This window comes from Pseudomonas leptonychotis (genome assembly GCF_004920405.1).
GTDB classification, from domain to species: Bacteria; Pseudomonadota; Gammaproteobacteria; order Pseudomonadales; family Pseudomonadaceae; genus Aquipseudomonas; species Aquipseudomonas leptonychotis.
In genome coordinates this window covers 1-17,884 of record NZ_RFLV01000007.1, presented here as the reverse complement: position 1 = coordinate 17,884, position 17,884 = coordinate 1, and the positions used below count along the sequence as shown (strand labels likewise).

At 59.6% G+C, this 17,884-nt stretch carries 20 protein-coding genes; 17 read left to right on the top strand and 3 right to left on the bottom strand.

The window, feature by feature from the left end:
* Positions 1-191 precede the first annotated feature (191 nt).
* Positions 192-1,088: a DMT family transporter gene (locus tag D8779_RS20170; protein ID WP_136666407.1), complete on the top strand. Its 897-nt coding sequence runs from the start codon at positions 192-194 to the stop codon at positions 1,086-1,088.
* Between the two features lie 64 nt (positions 1,089-1,152).
* Here the strand turns inward: D8779_RS20170 and D8779_RS20165 are convergent, their stop codons facing one another.
* Positions 1,153-1,455 carry a DUF1883 domain-containing protein gene (locus tag D8779_RS20165; RefSeq protein ID WP_136666406.1) on the bottom strand — a complete coding sequence of 101 codons (303 nt, stop codon included), beginning with the start codon at positions 1,453-1,455 and terminating at the stop codon, positions 1,153-1,155.
* 143 nt (positions 1,456-1,598) lie between these two features.
* Between D8779_RS20165 and D8779_RS20160 the strand changes: the two genes are divergently transcribed.
* The 3 genes from D8779_RS20160 (at position 1,599) to D8779_RS20150 (ending at position 3,806) form a co-directional block, all read left to right on the top strand.
* The gene (locus D8779_RS20160) at positions 1,599-2,072 is read left to right on the top strand and encodes a DUF2846 domain-containing protein (protein ID WP_167492608.1); all 474 of its coding nucleotides are present in this window, start codon (positions 1,599-1,601) and stop codon (positions 2,070-2,072) included.
* A gap of 16 nt (positions 2,073-2,088) precedes the next feature.
* A complete protein-coding gene (locus D8779_RS20155; RefSeq protein ID WP_136666404.1) occupies positions 2,089-2,697 on the top strand; it encodes a hypothetical protein in 609 nt (202 codons plus the stop codon).
* Positions 2,698-2,774: 77 nt separating this feature from the next.
* Entirely contained in the window at positions 2,775-3,806 is a 1,032-nt protein-coding gene (locus tag D8779_RS20150; RefSeq protein WP_136666403.1) for an RNA methyltransferase, read from the top strand.
* Between the two features lie 183 nt (positions 3,807-3,989).
* Here D8779_RS20150 and nfuA read toward each other — a convergent pair whose 3' ends face one another.
* Entirely contained in the window at positions 3,990-4,574 is a 585-nt protein-coding gene (gene nfuA, locus D8779_RS20145; protein WP_136666402.1) for a Fe-S biogenesis protein NfuA, read from the bottom strand.
* A gap of 81 nt (positions 4,575-4,655) precedes the next feature.
* A complete protein-coding gene (locus tag D8779_RS20140; protein ID WP_240789783.1) occupies positions 4,656-5,354 on the bottom strand; it encodes an alpha/beta family hydrolase in 699 nt (232 codons plus the stop codon).
* Between the two features lie 106 nt (positions 5,355-5,460).
* On the opposite strand from D8779_RS20140, the gene ccoN (D8779_RS20135) reads away from it, so the two are divergent.
* From ccoN (D8779_RS20135) to D8779_RS20075, 13 genes are all read left to right on the top strand, one after another.
* Positions 5,461-6,900 carry a cytochrome-c oxidase, cbb3-type subunit I gene (ccoN, locus tag D8779_RS20135; protein WP_136666401.1) on the top strand — a complete coding sequence of 480 codons (1,440 nt, stop codon included), beginning with the start codon at positions 5,461-5,463 and terminating at the stop codon, positions 6,898-6,900.
* Positions 6,900-7,508, top strand: coding sequence for a cytochrome-c oxidase, cbb3-type subunit II (gene ccoO, locus D8779_RS20130; protein ID WP_167492607.1), 609 nt, complete (start codon positions 6,900-6,902; stop codon positions 7,506-7,508). Before ccoN (D8779_RS20135) ends, ccoO (D8779_RS20130) begins: the two co-directional genes overlap by 1 nt.
* Positions 7,509-7,512: 4 nt before the next feature.
* Positions 7,513-7,713, top strand: a complete 201-nt coding sequence (locus D8779_RS20125) for a cbb3-type cytochrome oxidase subunit 3 (RefSeq protein ID WP_136666399.1) — start codon at positions 7,513-7,515, stop codon at positions 7,711-7,713.
* A complete protein-coding gene (ccoP, locus tag D8779_RS20120) occupies positions 7,710-8,651 on the top strand; it encodes a cytochrome-c oxidase, cbb3-type subunit III (protein WP_136666398.1) in 942 nt (313 codons plus the stop codon). The genes D8779_RS20125 and ccoP (D8779_RS20120) overlap by 4 nt, the downstream gene beginning before the upstream one ends.
* A gap of 372 nt (positions 8,652-9,023) precedes the next feature.
* Positions 9,024-10,466, top strand: a complete 1,443-nt coding sequence (gene ccoN, locus D8779_RS20115) for a cytochrome-c oxidase, cbb3-type subunit I (RefSeq protein ID WP_136666397.1) — start codon at positions 9,024-9,026, stop codon at positions 10,464-10,466.
* Positions 10,466-11,074, top strand: a complete 609-nt coding sequence (ccoO, locus tag D8779_RS20110) for a cytochrome-c oxidase, cbb3-type subunit II (protein WP_090256144.1) — start codon at positions 10,466-10,468, stop codon at positions 11,072-11,074. Before ccoN (D8779_RS20115) ends, ccoO (D8779_RS20110) begins: the two co-directional genes overlap by 1 nt.
* Before the next feature lie 6 nt (positions 11,075-11,080).
* Positions 11,081-11,281 carry a cbb3-type cytochrome oxidase subunit 3 gene (locus D8779_RS20105; protein WP_136666396.1) on the top strand — a complete coding sequence of 67 codons (201 nt, stop codon included), beginning with the start codon at positions 11,081-11,083 and terminating at the stop codon, positions 11,279-11,281.
* Positions 11,278-12,267, top strand: coding sequence for a cytochrome-c oxidase, cbb3-type subunit III (gene ccoP / locus D8779_RS20100; protein WP_136666395.1), 990 nt, complete (start codon positions 11,278-11,280; stop codon positions 12,265-12,267). The genes D8779_RS20105 and ccoP (D8779_RS20100) overlap by 4 nt, the downstream gene beginning before the upstream one ends.
* A 137-nt stretch (positions 12,268-12,404) precedes the next feature.
* Positions 12,405-13,817 carry a cytochrome c oxidase accessory protein CcoG gene (gene ccoG, locus D8779_RS20095; RefSeq protein ID WP_136666394.1) on the top strand — a complete coding sequence of 471 codons (1,413 nt, stop codon included), beginning with the start codon at positions 12,405-12,407 and terminating at the stop codon, positions 13,815-13,817.
* Positions 13,818-13,829: 12 nt separating this feature from the next.
* Positions 13,830-14,342 (top strand): FixH family protein, encoded by a 513-nt coding sequence (locus D8779_RS20090; RefSeq protein ID WP_136666393.1) that lies wholly within the window; start codon positions 13,830-13,832, stop codon positions 14,340-14,342.
* Between the two features lie 8 nt (positions 14,343-14,350).
* Entirely contained in the window at positions 14,351-16,750 is a 2,400-nt protein-coding gene (locus tag D8779_RS20085) for a heavy metal translocating P-type ATPase (RefSeq protein WP_136666392.1), read from the top strand.
* Between the two features lie 106 nt (positions 16,751-16,856).
* Positions 16,857-17,075, top strand: coding sequence for a cbb3-type cytochrome oxidase assembly protein CcoS (gene ccoS, locus D8779_RS20080; protein WP_136666391.1), 219 nt, complete (start codon positions 16,857-16,859; stop codon positions 17,073-17,075).
* A complete protein-coding gene (locus D8779_RS20075) occupies positions 17,068-17,751 on the top strand; it encodes a sulfite exporter TauE/SafE family protein (protein WP_136666390.1) in 684 nt (227 codons plus the stop codon). Before ccoS ends, D8779_RS20075 begins: the two co-directional genes overlap by 8 nt.
* The last annotated feature ends 133 nt before the right edge of the window (positions 17,752-17,884 follow it).

The window sequence follows — 17,884 nt, the reverse complement described above, 5'->3', positions numbered from 1 at the left end:
CTACGGATGAAATGCGAATAATCCGCCGAGCTTATCCAGTGACTGCGCCAAGTAAAAGCCGGCAATGCATACACAGGCGCTTATCTACGACGAAATATTGCCGATCAGCCATTTTAAAGCGTATTTCGGATTGCCTTAACCCCGCGGCCCAGCAACACTGCTCGGCCATTTCACCGCCGTGGAGCCTGTTTGTGCGCCTTGCCGATCTAGTACGCCTGCTGCTGCTTGCCGCCATCTGGGGGGCAAGCTTCCTGTTTATGCGTATTGTCGCGCCGGTGCTGGGCAGCATGCCAACCGCATTCTTTCGCGCCAGCCTCGGCATGCTCGGCTTACTGATAATTCTGCTGCTGATGCGCGTGCGCTGGGATTTCAACGGCAAACTCAAGCACTGCCTGGTGCTCGGCGTGATCAATGCAGGCCTGCCTTCGGCCATGTATTGCATGGCCGCACTGGTGTTACCGGCAGGCTACTCGGCCATCCTGAATGCCACCACGCCGATGATGAGCGTGATGATCGGTATGCTGTTCTTCGCCGAAGCACTGACCCTGAGCAAGATCGCCGGCGTCGCCATCGGCCTGTTTGGTGTGGCCGTGCTAACCCGCACCGGCCCAGTGGAGTTTGACCTGACGCTACTGCTCGGCGCAGCCGCCTGCATGGTGGCCACCGCCTGTTATGGCTTTGCCGGCTTTCTTACGCGGCGCTGGATCGGCCTGCAAGGCGGCCTGGATAACCGCCTGACCGCGTTCGCCAGCCTGTGTGGTGCCAGCCTGTTTCTGCTGCCGTTGTTCGGCGGCTCTTTACTGATCCAACCGCCAGCCAACTGGGGCGGGCTCAACGTGTGGCTGTCGCTCGCAGGGCTTGGCTTTGTCTGTACCGCGTTTGCCTACGTGCTGTACTTTCGCCTACTCAGCGACATTGGCCCGATCAAAGCCAGCACCACCACCTTCCTGATCCCGCCCTTTGGCGTGCTGTGGGGCGCACTGCTGCTGGATGAGCCCTTGTCCTGGGCCTATCTGTATGGCGGCGTGCTGATCGCCATTGCCCTGTGGCTGGTCGTGCGGCCAACCGCAGCGGCCAAACCCGCCTGAGCCATGCACACAACAGAAAGCCCGCTTATGGCGGGCTTTCTGTTGTGTGGCGTTAACGCAGCTGTCAGCTCAAGCGTGACGGCGATTTGCGCACAATCTTGATGGAGTGCTTGAGCGTCGGCTTACGCGTGACACTGACCGCGCGACGCGAAACCGTATCGATGGTGATATTCCAGAAACCGCTGCTGGGTACGGTAATCTTCGCCGGAAAGGTGTCGAACGCGCCGCCGTGATAGGTGTGTCGACCACCATTTTTGAAGCTGCGAAAGTTGGCATCGCTCATCAGGCGAATATTGCAGGTTTGCGAGCAAACGATCTCAACGATGTCGTCTTCGTTGAGATGTTCGCGCTGGTGTATATATTTCATGCTGTGTCCCCACACATTTTTCCGGGCGCGACCATAGCACAGCCCGCGCTAGCAAGCGGATGCATTGCCAGCTAACCTTAGCCGATCAGCCGCCCCAGGCCGGTATTACTCTCTGTACAACCCTGCCCGGACAAGGATGCCCTATGCACCTTCGGCTACTGCTGCTTGTGCCCCTATTGATGACCGGTTGCAGCACGCCTAAATACTTCGAGGCCGTGCAGCCATCCAGCCCACAACGCGCGGTGCTTTATTTGTACCGCCCGCAAGCCAGCAACCCAGGCCTGATGCAGCCGCTGCGTTACGACTACCCGGAAGTCTTCATCGACGGCCAGAGCATTGGCATGCTGAAATTTAACAGCCATCAACATATCGAGCTGGCACCTGGAAAACACAGCGTGCGCGTCACCGGTCTGAGCCCCGCCGCCAAGTGGGAGCCACGCGATATCGAGCAAACGCTCACCCTCAAACCGGCACAAGTCAGCTACTTGAAACTCAATGTGCAGTACCAGTTGAATGAAATGGTGTTGGGCCAGCCAGGGCCGCGCTACTCCATTCACCTGACGCCGATGCGCAGCGAAGATGCCGTCTACGAAATTCGCCACACTCAACCCCACTGATTCTCAGGAAACGTGCATGCCCACTCTTAATTATCTGAGCCTCTTAATCCTTAGCAGCGTCCTGCTCACAGCCTGTAGCAAGCAGGTTCAGAATGAAGCGCTAAGCAACGATAGCCGTGCCACCCAGATCACCCAAGAGGGCGTCCCAGGCGGGGTGGCAACTCAGGTTGAAGAGATCAACGCCGTGGTCAGCGCCATCAACTACGCCACCAGCAGTGTCACCCTGGAGGATGCGCAAGGCCACCAACGCGATTTCAAAGCCAGCTCAGAGATGATCGATCTCCAGCGCTTAAAAGTCGGCGACAAGGTTAATGCTACCGTCGTTCTGGAGCAGATGATTTACTTACGCGATACCGCTACAGCCAGCACAGACAGCGCTGCCGATATACTCGCCACAACACCGGCCAACGCCAAGCCAGGCATGTTGGTTGCCGAAAGCGTCGAGATCATTGCCGTGGTCAAAGCCATTGATACCACCCAACAGACCGCCACGCTTGAGTTCGGCGACGGCACCCGTAAAACGGTAAAGGTACGGCCTGATGTACAACTCAAAACCGAGCACCTCAACCGCCAGGTAATGATCCGCCTGAGCTCGGCGCTGGCCATTCGCGTACAGCCCGAATAATCCATTGCTCGACGGCCCTGCGCCGTCGAGCAGGCCCACTTCGCCCCCTCAAGGCACAGTGGTAGCATGCGCGCCCCATGACCATCGACGAATTCCACCAGCGTCTCACCGACCTCGGTGCCAAACCCATGCATATCGGGCGCATTACCCGTGCCTGGCTGGGTGGCAAGCCGCTGGATACCGGTACCCGCAACCAGAAAACCGAGAACTTCCTGCCGCTGGCGGTGCGTAATGCCCTGCCCGAGATAAGCAACGAACTCGATGGGCTAGCCCAGCTGAGTTCAGAGCACCCGGCCCGCGACGGCTCGGCACGCTTGCTGGTGGAGCTGGCCGACAAGCAAATGGTGGAAAGTGTGCTGCTGCCACGCGATGGCCTGTGTGTGTCCAGCCAGGTCGGTTGTGCGGTGGGTTGTGTGTTCTGCATGACCGGCAAGAGCGGCCTGCTGCGCCAACTGACGACCAGCGAGATTCTTGCTCAGGTGGCCCTAGCCCGGCGCTTTCGCCCGGTGAAGAAAGTAGTGTTTATGGGCATGGGCGAGCCGGCACACAACCTCGACAACGTGCTGGAGGCAATCAACCTACTCGGCACCGAGGGCGGCATTGGCCAACGCAACCTGGTGTTCTCCACCGTGGGTGACCCTCGGGTATTCGAGCGCTTGCCGCAGCAGCAAGTCAAACCGGCCCTAGCGCTATCGCTGCACAGCACCGATGCCGAACTGCGCCAGCACCTGCTGCCGCGCGCACCGCGAATTGACCCTGAAGAGTTGGTTGAGCTGGGCGAAGCCTATGCGCGGCAGATCGATTACCCGATCCAGTACCAATGGACGCTGCTCAAGGGCATCAATGACAGCCAAGAGGAAATGGACGGCATCCTGCGGCTACTCAAGGGCAAGTACGCGATCATGAACCTGATCCCCTACAACAGCCTGGAGGCCGATGAATTCCAGCGCCCCGATGGCGACCGTATCGTGCAGATCGTGCGTTATCTGCACAGCCGTGGCGTGCTGACCAAGGTGCGCAATTCGGCAGGTCAGGACATTGACGGCGGCTGCGGGCAACTGCGCGCACGGGCGACCGAGGTGCTGGAGCGGCGCAAGTCTCGCACCTAGACTGCGGCGGCGCTGTATGCGTCGCGGCTAAAGCCCCTCCCACCGAAACCAAGATGGGCAGTAAGTCAGTAGCAACGTGCCGATCGTTGTGGGCGGGGCTTTAGCCGCGAATCGCTGATAAACAAAATAATCGCCCCCATAAAAAATGCCCGCAGAACGCGGGCATTTTATTTAGCCATCTACTTAGTAGTAGGCATTTTCCTTGATGCTGTGGTCAGTCACATCACGCACCCCTTTGAGTTCGGGGATCCGCTCCAGCAAGGTTTTCTCGATACCTTCTTTAAGCGTGAGGTCAACCTGGCCGCAACCCTGGCAACCACCGCCAAACTTCAGCACGGCAATGCCATCTTCAACCACGTCGATCAGGCTGACTTCGCCGCCATGGCTGGCCAAACCAGGATTGATCTCGGTCTGCAGGTAGTAGCTGATGCGCTCATTGAGCGGGCTGTCTTCATTGACCATCGGCACTTTGGCGTTCGGCGCCTTGATGGTCAGCTGGCCGCCCATGCGGTCGGTGGCGTAATCAACCACGGCATCGTCGAGGAACGGCTCGCTGACGGCATCGATCCAGGCAGTAAAGGTGGCCAGGCCCAGGGCCGTGTCTTCAGCCTTCTGCTCGCCCGGCTTGCAATAGGCAATGCAGGTTTCGGCGTACTGGGTGCCCGGCTGGGTGATAAATACGCGAATGCCGATGCCCGGGGTGTTCTGCTTGCTCAGCAGGTCAGCCAGATAATCGTGGGCCGCGTCGGTAATGGTAATGGTGCTCATGGCAACTCCTCGCAAACATGGGCGCAGTGTACGCCACTCACCCGCGCCGGCAAAGTCCTAGTGTTTTAGTAGGAATAGCACTTATTCGCTGAAAGCTTGCTTCTTGCAAAGAAAAGCAGCCGTCACATCGGCGGCGGCCGACATGTGTTGTTCATGGCTAAAGCCTGAGCTTTTCAACGGTTTAAGGTCATGGTCGGCTGCCGTTAACCAGTGCACCCGGATCGCTTCAGATAACGCGTAGTCGGCCACCGCCTGACGATTGCCCAATGCATCGCGTTCGCCCTGAATGATCAGCGTTGGTGTGCGCAGCTCGGCCAGGTGCGCGACACGCGGTTTTTCCGGCTTGCCGACTGCATAAAAGGGATAACCCAGGCATACCAGCGCCTCGGCGCCCAGCTCATCAGCCAGCAGGCTGGCCATGCGCCCGCCCATCGATTTTCCACCGATAGCCAGCGGCCCTGCGACCTGTTGGCGCACACGGGCATACACCGCGCGCCATTGCGCTAACAACTGGGCCTGCGGGTTGGGCGGGCGTTTCTTGCCATCCAGACGCCGCGTTGCCATATAGGCGAACTCAAAGCGCAGCACCGCAACTCCACGTGCGGCAAGGCTTTGCGCCATCTGCTGCATAAAGTCGCTGTCCATCGGCGCGCCTGCACCGTGGGCCAGAATCAAGGTGGCGTCCGCCTGGCCAAGCGGGCGATCCCACAACCAATCGCCGTCACTTTGCCCTTGCAGGCATTGATCTTCGTCAATACCCGTCTCGCGCCCTTTGCTCATGCTTGCCTCGCTTAAAGAATCGGTTGGACTGCGGCACTGATCGTACAGGCCCGCAGCCGCTGATTTTGATTGATTGGCCTATAACCCTGGATGGAAGCCCTCACAGATGAACACGACCAGCAGCAGCGCCTACAACTATAAGGTGGTGCGCCAATTCGCCATCATGACGGTGGTGTGGGGCATTGTCGGGATGGGGCTCGGCGTGTTTATCGCCGCGCAACTGGCCTGGCCCGCGCTTAACTTCGACCTGCCGTGGACCAGCTTTGGCCGTCTGCGCCCGCTGCACACCAACGCGGTGATCTTCGCCTTTGGCGGTTGCGCGTTATTTGCCGCCAGCTATTACGCGGTGCAGCGCACCTCACATGCCACCCTGTTTGCACCCAGACTCGCGGCTTTCACGTTCTGGGGTTGGCAACTGGTGATTGTCCTGGCCGCCATCAGCCTGCCCATGGGCTGGACCAGCTCCAAGGAGTACGCCGAGCTGGAATGGCCGATCGACATCCTGATTACCATCGTCTGGGTCAGCTACGCCGTAGTGTTCTTCGGCACAATCATCAAACGCAACGTCAGCCACATCTATGTCGGCAACTGGTTCTTCGGTAGTTTTATCCTTACCGTGGCGCTGCTGCACCTGGTCAATAACCTGGAAATACCCGTCACCCTGACCAAGTCTTACTCGGTTTATGCCGGGGCCACCGACGCGATGATCCAGTGGTGGTATGGCCATAACGCCGTGGGCTTTTTCCTCACCGCCGGCTTTCTCGGCATGATGTATTACTTCGTGCCCAAACAGGCCGGGCGCCCGGTCTACTCCTATCGCCTGTCGATTGTGCATTTCTGGGCACTGATCACCCTGTACATCTGGGCCGGCCCCCACCACCTGCACTACACCGCCCTGCCCGATTGGGCGCAAAGTCTGGGCATGGTGATGTCGCTGGTGCTGCTGGCCCCCAGCTGGGGCGGCATGATCAACGGCATGATGACCCTCTCGGGGGCCTGGCATAAGTTGCGCACCGATCCGATCCTGCGCTTTCTGGTGGTCTCCCTGGCGTTCTACGGCATGTCGACCTTCGAAGGTCCGATGATGGCGATCAAAACCGTCAACGCCCTGTCCCACTATACCGACTGGACCATCGGCCACGTGCATGCTGGCGCACTGGGCTGGGTTGCCATGGTTTCTATCGGCGCGCTCTATCACATGCTGCCGAAAGTCTTTGGCCGCGAGGAAATGCACAGCATCGCCCTGATCAACGTGCATTTCTGGCTCGCCACCATCGGCACCGTGCTCTACATCGCCTCGATGTGGGTTAACGGCATCGCCCAGGGCTTGATGTGGCGAGCTGTCAACGAAGACGGCACCCTCACCTACTCCTTCGTTGAAGCGCTGGAAGCCAGCCACCCCGGCTTTGTCGTAAGGGTCATCGGCGGCACGATCTTCTTCGCCGGCATGTTGGTGATGGCCTGGAACGTATGGCAAACCGTGCGCCATACCCAGGCTGCTGAGATGAACGCCGCCGCGCAGTTTTCGCTTGAGGGAGTGCACTGATGAGACACGAATTACTCGAGAAGAACATCGGCCTGATGGCGTTATTGATGGTCCTGGCCGTGAGCATCGGCGGATTGACGCAGATCGTCCCGCTGTTCTTTCAGGACGTCACCAATGAGCCGGTAGCCGGCCTCAAACCTTACACCGCGCTGCAATTGGAGGGACGCGACATCTATATCCGCGAAGGCTGTGTCGGCTGCCATTCGCAGATGATCCGCCCATTTCGCGCCGAAACAGAACGCTATGGCCACTACTCGGTGGCTGGGGAAAGCGTTTACGACCACCCCTTTCTCTGGGGCTCCAAGCGCACCGGGCCGGACCTGGCCCGCGTAGGCGGTCGCTACTCGGATGAATGGCAGCGCGCGCACCTGTATAACCCGCGCAACGTGGTACCTGAGTCGAAAATGCCGGCCTACCCCTGGTTGGTGGAAAACACCCTCGACGGCCAGGACACGCCCACCAAGATGAAGGCCCTGCGCCTACTCGGCGTGCCTTACAACGACGCAGACATCGCCGGGGCCAGCGAGGCCGTCAAAGGCAAAAGCGAAATGGATGCGGTCGTTGCTTACCTACAAGTGCTCGGCATTGCCGTGAAGAACAAGAGGTAGCGCCATGTCATTCGAACTTATTGCGATCGGCGCATTGGATATTGGAACCGTACGCGGCATCGGCACGGCGCTGGTGTTGCTGTCCTTCACCAGCGTCACCCTGTGGGCTTACAGCGGCAAACGCCATGCGGACTTCGACCAGGCCGCCCTGCTGCCCTTTGCCGATGAACCCAAGCTGGCTACACCAAGGAGCACAACCCCATGAGCACGTTCTGGAGCTGGTACATCACAGTGCTGACCGTCGGCACCCTGCTCGCCCTGTTCTGGCTGATTTTCGCGACCCGCAAAAGCGAGGTTCATAAAAACCCAACCGAGCAGACCATGGGCCATTCCTTCGATGGCATCGAGGAATACGACAATCCGCTGCCCAAGTGGTGGTTCATGCTGTTTCTCGGCACCCTGATTTTCTCGGTGGCTTACCTGGCCCTTTATCCCGGCCTGGGCAACTGGAAAGGCCTGCTGCCGGGCTATGAAGGCGGCTGGACCCAGGTCAAGCAATGGCAGCGTGAAGTCGACAAAGCTGACGAACTGTATGGACCGATATTCGCCAAATACGCGGCCATGCCTCTGGAAGAAGTAGCCAACGACGAGCAGGCCCTGAAAATGGGCGGGCGTATGTTTGCCACCTATTGTTCGGTCTGCCACGGCAGCGACGCCAAGGGCGCAGTGGGCTTCCCCAACCTGACAGACAGCCATTGGCGCTGGGGTGGCGAGCCTAATGTGATCAAAACCAGCATCCTCAATGGCCGCATGGGCGCGATGCCGGCCTGGGTTGCGGTTATTGGTGAAGACGGCGTGCAGCAGGTTGCCGCTTACGTGCGCAAGGACCTGGCCGGCTTGCCGCTACCCGCCGATAAGCGCTTCGACCTGGAACAAGGCGCTGCCATTTATGCCGCCAACTGCCTGGCCTGCCACGGCGTAGAAGGCAAAGGCATGGCCATACTTGGTGCGCCGGACCTGACCAGCCCAGCGGGCTGGATCTACGGCAGTAGCCTGGCGCAGCTGCAACAAACCATCCGCCACGGCCGCAACGGCCAAATGCCGGCGCAAGAGCAGTATCTGGGCAACGACAAAGTCCATCTGCTAGCCGCTTATGTCCTAAGCCTGAGCCAAAAACACCCGAATGCCGCCACAGCTGACTAGTTAAAGCCGCAGCATCCTGCTGGCGACCCGGTCGCCAGCATAGGCCAACATCTCTCCCGCCCTTGAACAGGCCTCCACGCTGTGCGACCCAGAGTCGCACCCGCCCGACCAAGTGCACGCGCAACCCTCCACATGCGCTAATCTTGTCAGCAGTCGCCACGTGTCATAACTCCAAGGCGATTCCCATCTTTGCGCTGTGTCTGTTAGCTGTTTATTGCTTGTGGCAATGCTCTATACAAGCGGCCACGCATGCTTGCCGACAGCCCTGAAAGCCTTATTGTGACGGCATGTGTCGTTGCAATAAGAACCTGCTTTCTACATACTTGCCGCCGATTTTTGCCCCTAAAAAATCCATTAACCGTGGAACCCATAATGAGCACAGCAATCAGCCCGACTGCTTATAACTACAAAGTGGTTCGCCAGTTCGCCGTCATGACGGTGATTTGGGGAGTCATTGGCATGTCCTTAGGTGTTTTCATCGCTGCACAGTTGGTGTGGCCTGAACTCAACTTAGGCATGGAATGGACGAGCTTCGGCCGTCTGCGTCCGCTGCACACCAACGCCGTGATTTTCGCTTTTGGCGGATGTGCGCTGATGGCAACGTCGTTCTATGTGGTGCAACGCACCAGTCAGGTTCGCCTGATTTCTGACAGCCTGGCAGCCTTCGTTTTCTGGGGTTGGCAAGCCGTGATCGTCGCTGCGGTGATCACCCTGCCAATGGGTTTCACCGGTTCCAAGGAATACGCCGAGCTCGAGTGGCCAATCGATATCCTGCTGGGCATCGTCTGGATCGCCTATGCGGTGGTGTTCTTCGGCACTATCGTCAAGCGCCAGACCAAGCACATCTATGTTGGCAACTGGTTCTACGGTGCCTTCATCCTGGTCACGGCGATGCTGCACATCGTCAACAGCGCGGCCGTTCCGGTGAGCCTGTTCAAGTCCTACTCGGCCTACGCCGGTGCGACTGACGCGATGATCCAGTGGTGGTACGGCCACAACGCGGTAGGCTTCTTCCTGACCACCGGTTTCCTGGGGATGATGTACTACTTCGTACCCAAGCAGGCCGAGCGTCCGATCTATTCCTACCGCCTATCCATCGTGCACTTCTGGGCGCTGATCACCCTGTACATCTGGGCCGGTCCGCACCACCTGCACTACACCGCACTGCCGGATTGGGCACAGTCCCTCGGTATGGCGATGTCGATCATCCTGCTGGCGCCAAGCTGGGGCGGCATGATCAACGGCATGATGAGCCTGTCTGGCGCCTGGCATAAGCTGCGCACCGACCCAATCCTGCGCTTCTTGGTGGTTTCCTTGGCGTTCTACGGCATGTCGACCTTCGAAGGCCCGATGATGGCGATCAAGACCGTCAACGCCTTGTCTCACTACACCGACTGGACCATCGGCCACGTACACGCCGGCGCGCTCGGCTGGGTAGCGATGATCTCCATCGGCGCGCTGTACCACCTGCTGCCTAAGGTCTTTGGTCGCCCGCAGATGCACAGCGTCGGTCTGATCAACGCTCACTTCTGGTTGGCCACTATCGGCACCGTGCTGTACATCGCCTCGATGTGGGTCAACGGCATCACCCAGGGCCTGATGTGGCGTGCAGTCAACGAAGACGGCACCCTCACCTACTCCTTCGTTGAAGCGCTGGAAGCCAGCCATCCAGGTTATGTGGTGCGCATGATTGGCGGTGCATTCTTCGTCGCCGGCATGCTGCTGATGGCTTACAACACCTACCGCACCGTGCGTGCCGCTAAAGCTTCTGAATATGAAGTAGCTGCACAGATCCCAGTCGGAGTAGCGCACTGATGAAACACGAAATCATTGAGAAAAATATCGGCCTGATGGCGCTGCTGATGGTTCTCGCCGTCAGCATCGGCGGCCTGACTCAAATCGTGCCGCTGTTTTTCCAGGACGTCACCAACGAGCCGGTGGAAGGCCTCAAGCCCTACACCGCGCTGCAGCTGGAAGGCCGCGATGTGTACATTGCCAACGGTTGTGTCGGCTGCCACTCGCAGATGATTCGTCCGTTCCGTGCTGAAACCGAGCGTTACGGTCACTACTCGGTTGCTGGTGAAAGCGTCTGGGATCACCCGTTCCTGTGGGGCTCCAAGCGTACCGGGCCAGACTTGGCACGCGTAGGCGGTCGTTACTCGGATGAGTGGCAGCGAGCGCACCTGTACAACCCGCGCAACGTCGTGCCTGAGTCGAAGATGCCAGCCTACCCATGGTTGGTTGAGCACAAGCTCGACGGCAAGGACACCGCCAAGAAGATGGAAGTTATGCGTGGTTTTGGCATCCCTTACACCGATGAAGACATCGCCGGGGCCAAAGACGCAGTAAAAGGCAAGACCGAAATGGACGCCCTGGTGGCGTACCTGCAGGTTCTTGGCACCTCCATCAAGAACAAGCGGTAACGCACGATGCCTTCTTTCCTCACGGACGTCGGGACCATTCGCGGCATAGGCACAGCAGTGGTGTTTATCGCCTTTATTGGCGTAGTGCTCTGGGCCTATAGCAGCAAGCGTAAATCGAGCTTCGATGAAGCGGCCAACCTGCCTTTCGCCGATGATCCAAAACCCGTTGATCGTGACGAGCAATCTTCCAGGAGCAATAACCAATGACCACGTTCTGGAGTTGGTACGTAACCATTCTGTCTCTGGGCACCATCTTTGCCCTGACTTGGCTGATCTTCGGCACCCGTAAGGGCCAGCGCGAAGAAACCACCGAAGAAACTGTCGGCCACGCCTTCGACGGTATCGAAGAGTTCGACAACCCGTTGCCTAAGTGGTGGTTCATGCTGTTCGTCGGCACCATCATCTTCGCCCTCGGCTACCTGGCCCTGTACCCAGGCCTGGGTAACTGGAAAGGCCTGCTGCCGGGCTTCGAATACCTCGACAGCGACAGCAAAACCCCCTTCGCCACCAATATCGAAATTGCCGGTGGTGTAGAGCGCAATGCGGGCTGGACCGGTGTGCATCAGTGGGAAAAAGAGATGGCCAAAGCTGATGCTCAGTACGGCCCGATCTTCGCCAAATACGCTGCCATGCCGATCGAGCAAGTGGCACAGGACGAGCAAGCGCTGAAAATGGGCGGTCGTCTGTTTGCGTCCAACTGCTCGGTCTGCCACGGCTCCGACGCCAAGGGTGCCTATGGCTTCCCGAACCTGACCGACAACGATTGGCTGTATGGCGGCGAACCGGAAACCATCAAAACCACCATCATGGGCGGTCGTCAGGCAGCAATGCCTGCGTGGAAAGACAGCATTGGTGAAGAAGGCATCCGCAACGTTGCCGGCTATATCCGCACCCTGTCTGGTTTAAAGAATCCGGAAGGTATTGAGGTTGACCTTGCCGCAGGTCAAAACATCTTCGCGACCAATTGTGCAGTCTGTCATGGCGCTGAAGGTAAGGGCCAACAGGCCATGGGCGCACCCAACCTGACCGACAAAATCTGGCTCTACGGTTCCAGCTTCGCTCAAGTGCAACAAACGCTGCGCTATGGCCGTAACGGCAAGATGCCCGCCCAGGAGGACTTCCTCGGCAACGATAAAGTGCATCTGCTGGCGGCTTACGTTTACAGCCTGTCGCAAGCAAAACTCGAGAAGTAATGCTCTCACTCAGGTAGGCGCGACTGCAGGTCGCACCTACCTGACAATCGTCAGGCGTACCATAGCGCAAGAGCCCGTATGACCTCTGTCGGCACGCATCGGCACAGGCAGCCAATCAACCGCCGTGGTACGAACTGATGAGCGCACAAATTCCCGTTAAAGACATCACCCCTACCCAGGCAAAGGTCGAAGTTGTTGACCTGTACGCCAACCGCGAAAAAATCTATACCCGCTCCTTCACCGGCATTTTCCGCAACTTGCGCATGCTCGGTGGCGCAGCCCTCTTCCTGTTGTACTTCGGCACCGTATGGTTGACCTGGAATGGCCGTCAGGCCGTCTGGTGGAACCTGCCGGAGCGCAAATTTCATATCTTTGGTGCCACCTATTGGCCGCAGGATTTTGTACTGCTCTCGGCACTGCTGATCATTGCCGCCTTCGGCTTGTTTTTTATCACCGTATTCGCCGGCCGCGTGTGGTGCGGTTACACCTGCCCACAAAGCGTATTTACCTGGGTGTTCATGTGGGCGGAGAAGGTCACCGAAGGTGATCGCAACCAACGCATGAAGCTCGACAAAGCACCGATGACCTCGCAGAAATTTCTGCGCAAGCTGGCCAAGCACGGCATCTGGGTCGGCGTCTCGCTGGTCACCGCCATCACCTTCGTTGGCTACTTCACGCCGATTCGCGAACTGATCCCCGAACTGTTCACCCTGCAAGCGGGCGGCTGGGCGCTGTTCTGGGTGGGTTTCTTCACCCTCGCCACCTACGGCAACGCCGGTTATCTGCGCGAGCAAGTGTGCATCTACATGTGCCCCTATGCGCGCTTTCAGAGCGTGATGTTCGACCAGGACACCCTGATCGTCTCCTACGACCCACGTCGCGGCGAACAGCGCGGCCCACGTAAACGTGATGCCGACTACAAAGCGGAAGGCCTAGGCGATTGCATCGACTGCAAGATGTGCGTGCATGTCTGCCCGACCGGCATCGATATTCGCGATGGCCTGCAAGTTGAATGCATCGGCTGCGCCGCCTGTATCGACGCCTGCGACAGCATCATGGAGAAGATGAACTACCCCAAAGGGCTGATCAGCTACACCACCGAACACAACCTGTCCGGGCAAAAAACCCAGCTGGTAAGGCCACGCCTGATTGGTTACGCCATCGCTTTGCTGGCGATGTTCTGCGTCTTCGCCTGGGCCATCGCCGACCGCTCGCTGGTGGAGCTGGATGTACTCAAGGACCGCGTGCTCTACCGCGAAAACGAAGAAGGCCGGATCGAGAACGTTTACACCCTCAAGATCATGAACAAGGCGCAACACGAAGTGACCTACCTGATCGAAGCCGATGGCCTCGACGGCTTGGTGTATGAGGGCAAACGCGAAATCAAAGCATTGGCGGGGGAAATCCTGTCGCTGCCTGTCGAGTTGTCCATCGAGCCGGAAAAGTTACCTTCAAGCGCCAATGAAATCAGCTTCCGCCTGCATTCGGTGGATAACCCCAGCATTAAAACCGACGCCGACAGCCGCTTTATCGGCCCCAGCGTGCGCTGAGCAGAGAAGACCATGACCGAACAAACGCCTGAGATGATTAAGCCCTGGTACAAGCAATTCTGGCCCTGGTTCCTGATTGGCCTGCTGGCTTACTCAGTCATCCAAGGGTTAACCCTGCTGACCATCGCCACGAAGAACCCGCCAGGGCTGATTTCCGATGACTATTACGACGTCGGCAAAGGCATCAACCAGTCCTTGGAGCGGGAAAACCACGCCATTCGCCTCAAGCTGCACGCCAGCCTGCTGCTCAACGATGACAACGGCACCGCCACCCTGCAGCTGAGCGGCAATAGCCGCCCTCAACAGCTGGTGCTTAACCTGATCTCGCCAACCCAGCCGGAACGCGACCGTCGGGTGATTCTGCAGCCACAGGCCGATGGCAGTTACAGCGGGCAGATGATCGATCCGGTACAAGGTCGCCGCTTTGTCGAACTGATCGGCCAGGAAGGCGGCAAGGACTGGCGCCTGTTCGAAGAAGAAAACGTACAGAGCGGGCAAAACATCCAGCTCGGGGATGCCCAATAAGCGCACCGATGGCCAGCCCGACTCCTTGTTATCACTGTGGCCTGCCGGTTCCCACCGGCAGCCGGTTCCAGGCCCAGGTACTGGGCGCAACCCGCGAAATGTGCTGCCCGGGCTGCCAGGCAGTGGCCGAAGCCATCGTCGACGGCGGCTTGGAGCACTACTACACGCACCGCAGCCAACGTGCCGGTAATCCGCAAAACCTGCCGCAGGCGTTGCCCGATGAGCTGGCCCTGTATGACCGCACTGACGTGCAGCAGCCCTTTGTCGAGCATGACGGCGAACTCAGTGAAACCCACCTACTGATCGAAGGCATCAGCTGTGCAGCCTGTGGCTGGCTGATTGAGAAACACCTGCGCGAACTGCCTGGCGTCAGCGAGGCGTCCCTCAACCTGTCCAACCACCGCCTGCACGTGCGCTGGGCCGACAGCCAATTGCCACTCAGCAGCCTGCTCAAGGCGCTGCGCAAGATTGGCTACGCCGCCCACCCCTGGCAGGCCGATGCCGCCGCCGAGCAATTGCAACGCGAGAACCGCCGCGCCATGCGCGAACTGGGCGTGGCCGGCATGCTGTGGATGCAGGTGATGATGGCGACCATGGCCACCTGGCCAGAATTCAACATCGATCTCAGCCCCGAGCTGGACAAGATTCTGCGTTGGGTCAGCCTGTTTCTCACCACACCGATTGTCTTCTACTGCTGCGGCCAATTCTTCCGCGGCGCCCTGCGTGATCTGCGCACCCGTCACTTGACCATGGATGTGTCGGTGTCCCTGGCGATTGGCGGGGCCTATGTGGCCGGTATTTGGTCGACGATCACCGGCCAGGGCGAGTTGTATTTCGATGCCGTGGGCATGTTTGCTCTGTTTCTCCTGGCCGGCCGTTATCTGGAACGCCGCGCCCGTGAGCGCACAGCCGCCGCCACCGCGCAGCTGGTCAACCTGTTGCCGGCGTCCTGCCTGCGCTTAGATAGCCAGGGTCAAAGCCAGCGGATTCTGCTCAGCGAGCTGCGCGTCGGCGATCAGGTGCTGGTGCCACCCGGCGCCCTACTTCCCGCTGATGGCCGGATTGCACAGGGCCAGTCGAGCGTCGATGAATCGCTGCTCACCGGTGAATACCTGCCACAGCCGCGTAATGTCGGCGACAGTGTCACCGCCGGCACACTCAACGTCGAAGGGCCGTTGCAGGTGCAAGTGCAGGCACTCGGCGATGCCACGCGGTTGTCCGCCATCGTCCGTCTCCTGGAACGGGCGCAGAGCGACAAACCGCGCCTGGCGGTATTGGCCGACCAGGTCGCGCAGTGGTTCCTGCTGATCGTACTGGTGGTCGCCGCCATCGTTGGCCTGGTCTGGTGGCAACTCGACCCTTCACGGGCGTTCTGGATCGTCCTGGCCTTGCTGGTCGCCACCTGCCCTTGCGCACTCGCCTTGGCCACCCCCACCGCACTCACCGCAGCGACCGGGTCGCTGCACAAACTGGGCATGCTGCTAACCCGCGGTCATGTACTAGAAGGCCTGAACCAGATCGACACCCTGGTGCTGGACAAGACCGGCACCCTCACCGAAGGCCGCCTGACCCTCAGCGCCATCCACCCCCTGCGCGAGCTGGATGCCGACGCCTGCCTGGCCCTGGCGGCTGCCTTGGAAAACCGCTCCGAACACCCGATTGCCCGCGCCTTCGGTCAGGCCCCTGAAGCCGCCGAAGCAGTCGATAGCTATCCAGGCCAGGGTTTACAGGGGCGAGTGGGTGCGCGTGTACTGCGCATCGGCGAGGCCAGTTTTGTCTGCAAACTCAGCACTCAACCCGCCCCTGCGATTAGCGGCGAACACGGCCAATGGCTGCTGCTGGGCGATGAACAAGGACCACTGGCCTGGTTCGTTCTGGATGACCGCCTGCGCGACGATGCACCGCAACTGATCGAAATGGCCAAGGCCAAAGGCTGGCAGATCATGTTGTTGTCCGGCGACAGCTCGCCCATGGTGGCAGAGGTGGCGCGGCAATTGGGCATCAAGGATGCCCGCGGTGGCCTGCCCCCGGAGGCCAAGCTGGACGTGCTTAAGCAACTGCACAGTGAGGGTCGCCGGGTGCTGATGCTGGGGGATGGGGTCAATGATGTACCGGTACTCGCCGCCGCCGATATCAGCATAGCCATGGGCAGCGCCACCGACCTGGCGAAAACCAGCGCTGATGCCGTGTTGCTGTCTAATCGTTTAAGCAGCCTGGTACAGGCATTACACATGGCGCAACGAACCCGCCGGATTATCATCGAGAACCTGACCTGGGCCAGTCTGTACAATGGCCTAGTACTGCCCTTCGCAGCCATTGGCTGGATCACGCCAATCTGGGCCGCACTGGGCATGTCCGTCAGCTCATTGTTGGTGGTATTGAATGCCTTGCGGCTAACCCGCCCGTAGGGTGGATCACGCGTCACCGATCCACCACAGCGTGACCAGGGTGGATGTAAAAAACGCCAGCTACGCGCCCGATTCACCCTACGTCTCGCCCCAACCCGGAGACTCCATGCCCGCGCTCTACATCCTCATCCCGGTTGCCATTGCCTTGGTGGCCTTTGCCATCTGGCTGTTCTTCTGGGCGGTAGACAGCGGCCAGTACGATGACCTCGACGGCCCCGCCCACAGCATCCTATTCGACGACGAAGACCCCAAGCACACTGCAGCCGTAAGCCAGGTGCAGCAACTCGACGAGCCTCAACCCGAACAGGACAAGCCTGGTGTTTGAGTTGCTGCCACTGCTGGTTTCAGCACTGATTCTCGGCCTGCTCGGCGGCGGCCATTGCCTGGGCATGTGCGGCGGCCTGATGGGCGCGCTGACCCTGGCCATCCCAGCCGAGCAGCGCGCCCAACGCTTTCGCCTGCTGCTGGCCTATAACCTGGGGCGCATTTCCAGTTACACGCTGGCCGGCTTACTGCTCGGTCTGGCCGGCTGGGCAGTCGCCAATAGCCCTCTGGTCATGGGCCTACGCATTGTTGCAGCGCTGCTGCTGATTGCCATGGGCCTCTACTTGGCCGGCTGGTGGAGCGGTCTGACCCGTATCGAAGCGCTGGGCAGAGGCCTGTGGCGGTATATCCAACCGCTGACCCGACGCTTTATGCCCGTCACCAGCCTACCGCGTGCCTTGGTACTGGGCAGCCTGTGGGGCTGGCTGCCCTGCGGCCTGGTCTACAGCACCCTGTTATGGGCCGCGAGCCAGGGCAATGCGTTGAGCAGCGCGGCGCTGATGTTGGCCTTCGGCCTGGGCACCTTGCCGGTGCTGCTGGCCACCGGCATGGCCGCCGAACGTCTAACCGCCCTGCTGCGCAAGCAGGGCGTACGCATGGCCGGCGGTATTCTGGTAATCCTCTTCGGCCTGTGGACCCTGCCCGGCCCGCACCAGCACTGGCTGATGGGCCACTGAGCTGTATGAATCGCCCCTAGTTTCGTAGACACCTCCAAGCCTCATAATACGGCCCACTAGGAGGTGCCATGAGTAACTCGCGTTATCCCGAAGAATTCAAAATTGAAGCCGTCAAGCAGGTCACTGAACGAGG

Coding starts and splice junctions, on each gene's coding strand:
- D8779_RS20165 (WP_136666406.1), bottom strand. CDS start 1,455: ATGAAATATATACACCAGCGCGAACATCTCAACGAAGACGACATCGTT.
- D8779_RS20160 (WP_167492608.1), top strand. CDS start 1,599: ATGCACCTTCGGCTACTGCTGCTTGTGCCCCTATTGATGACCGGTTGC.
- D8779_RS20155 (WP_136666404.1), top strand. CDS start 2,089: ATGCCCACTCTTAATTATCTGAGCCTCTTAATCCTTAGCAGCGTCCTG.
- D8779_RS20150 (WP_136666403.1), top strand. CDS start 2,775: ATGACCATCGACGAATTCCACCAGCGTCTCACCGACCTCGGTGCCAAA.
- nfuA (WP_136666402.1), bottom strand. CDS start 4,574: ATGAGCACCATTACCATTACCGACGCGGCCCACGATTATCTGGCTGAC.
- D8779_RS20140 (WP_240789783.1), bottom strand. CDS start 5,354: ATGAGCAAAGGGCGCGAGACGGGTATTGACGAAGATCAATGCCTGCAA.
- ccoN (WP_136666401.1), top strand. CDS start 5,461: ATGAACACGACCAGCAGCAGCGCCTACAACTATAAGGTGGTGCGCCAA.
- ccoO (WP_167492607.1), top strand. CDS start 6,900: ATGAGACACGAATTACTCGAGAAGAACATCGGCCTGATGGCGTTATTG.
- D8779_RS20125 (WP_136666399.1), top strand. CDS start 7,513: ATGTCATTCGAACTTATTGCGATCGGCGCATTGGATATTGGAACCGTA.
- ccoP (WP_136666398.1), top strand. CDS start 7,710: ATGAGCACGTTCTGGAGCTGGTACATCACAGTGCTGACCGTCGGCACC.
- ccoN (WP_136666397.1), top strand. CDS start 9,024: ATGAGCACAGCAATCAGCCCGACTGCTTATAACTACAAAGTGGTTCGC.
- ccoO (WP_090256144.1), top strand. CDS start 10,466: ATGAAACACGAAATCATTGAGAAAAATATCGGCCTGATGGCGCTGCTG.
- D8779_RS20105 (WP_136666396.1), top strand. CDS start 11,081: ATGCCTTCTTTCCTCACGGACGTCGGGACCATTCGCGGCATAGGCACA.
- ccoP (WP_136666395.1), top strand. CDS start 11,278: ATGACCACGTTCTGGAGTTGGTACGTAACCATTCTGTCTCTGGGCACC.
- ccoG (WP_136666394.1), top strand. CDS start 12,405: ATGAGCGCACAAATTCCCGTTAAAGACATCACCCCTACCCAGGCAAAG.
- D8779_RS20090 (WP_136666393.1), top strand. CDS start 13,830: ATGACCGAACAAACGCCTGAGATGATTAAGCCCTGGTACAAGCAATTC.
- D8779_RS20085 (WP_136666392.1), top strand. CDS start 14,351: ATGGCCAGCCCGACTCCTTGTTATCACTGTGGCCTGCCGGTTCCCACC.
- ccoS (WP_136666391.1), top strand. CDS start 16,857: ATGCCCGCGCTCTACATCCTCATCCCGGTTGCCATTGCCTTGGTGGCC.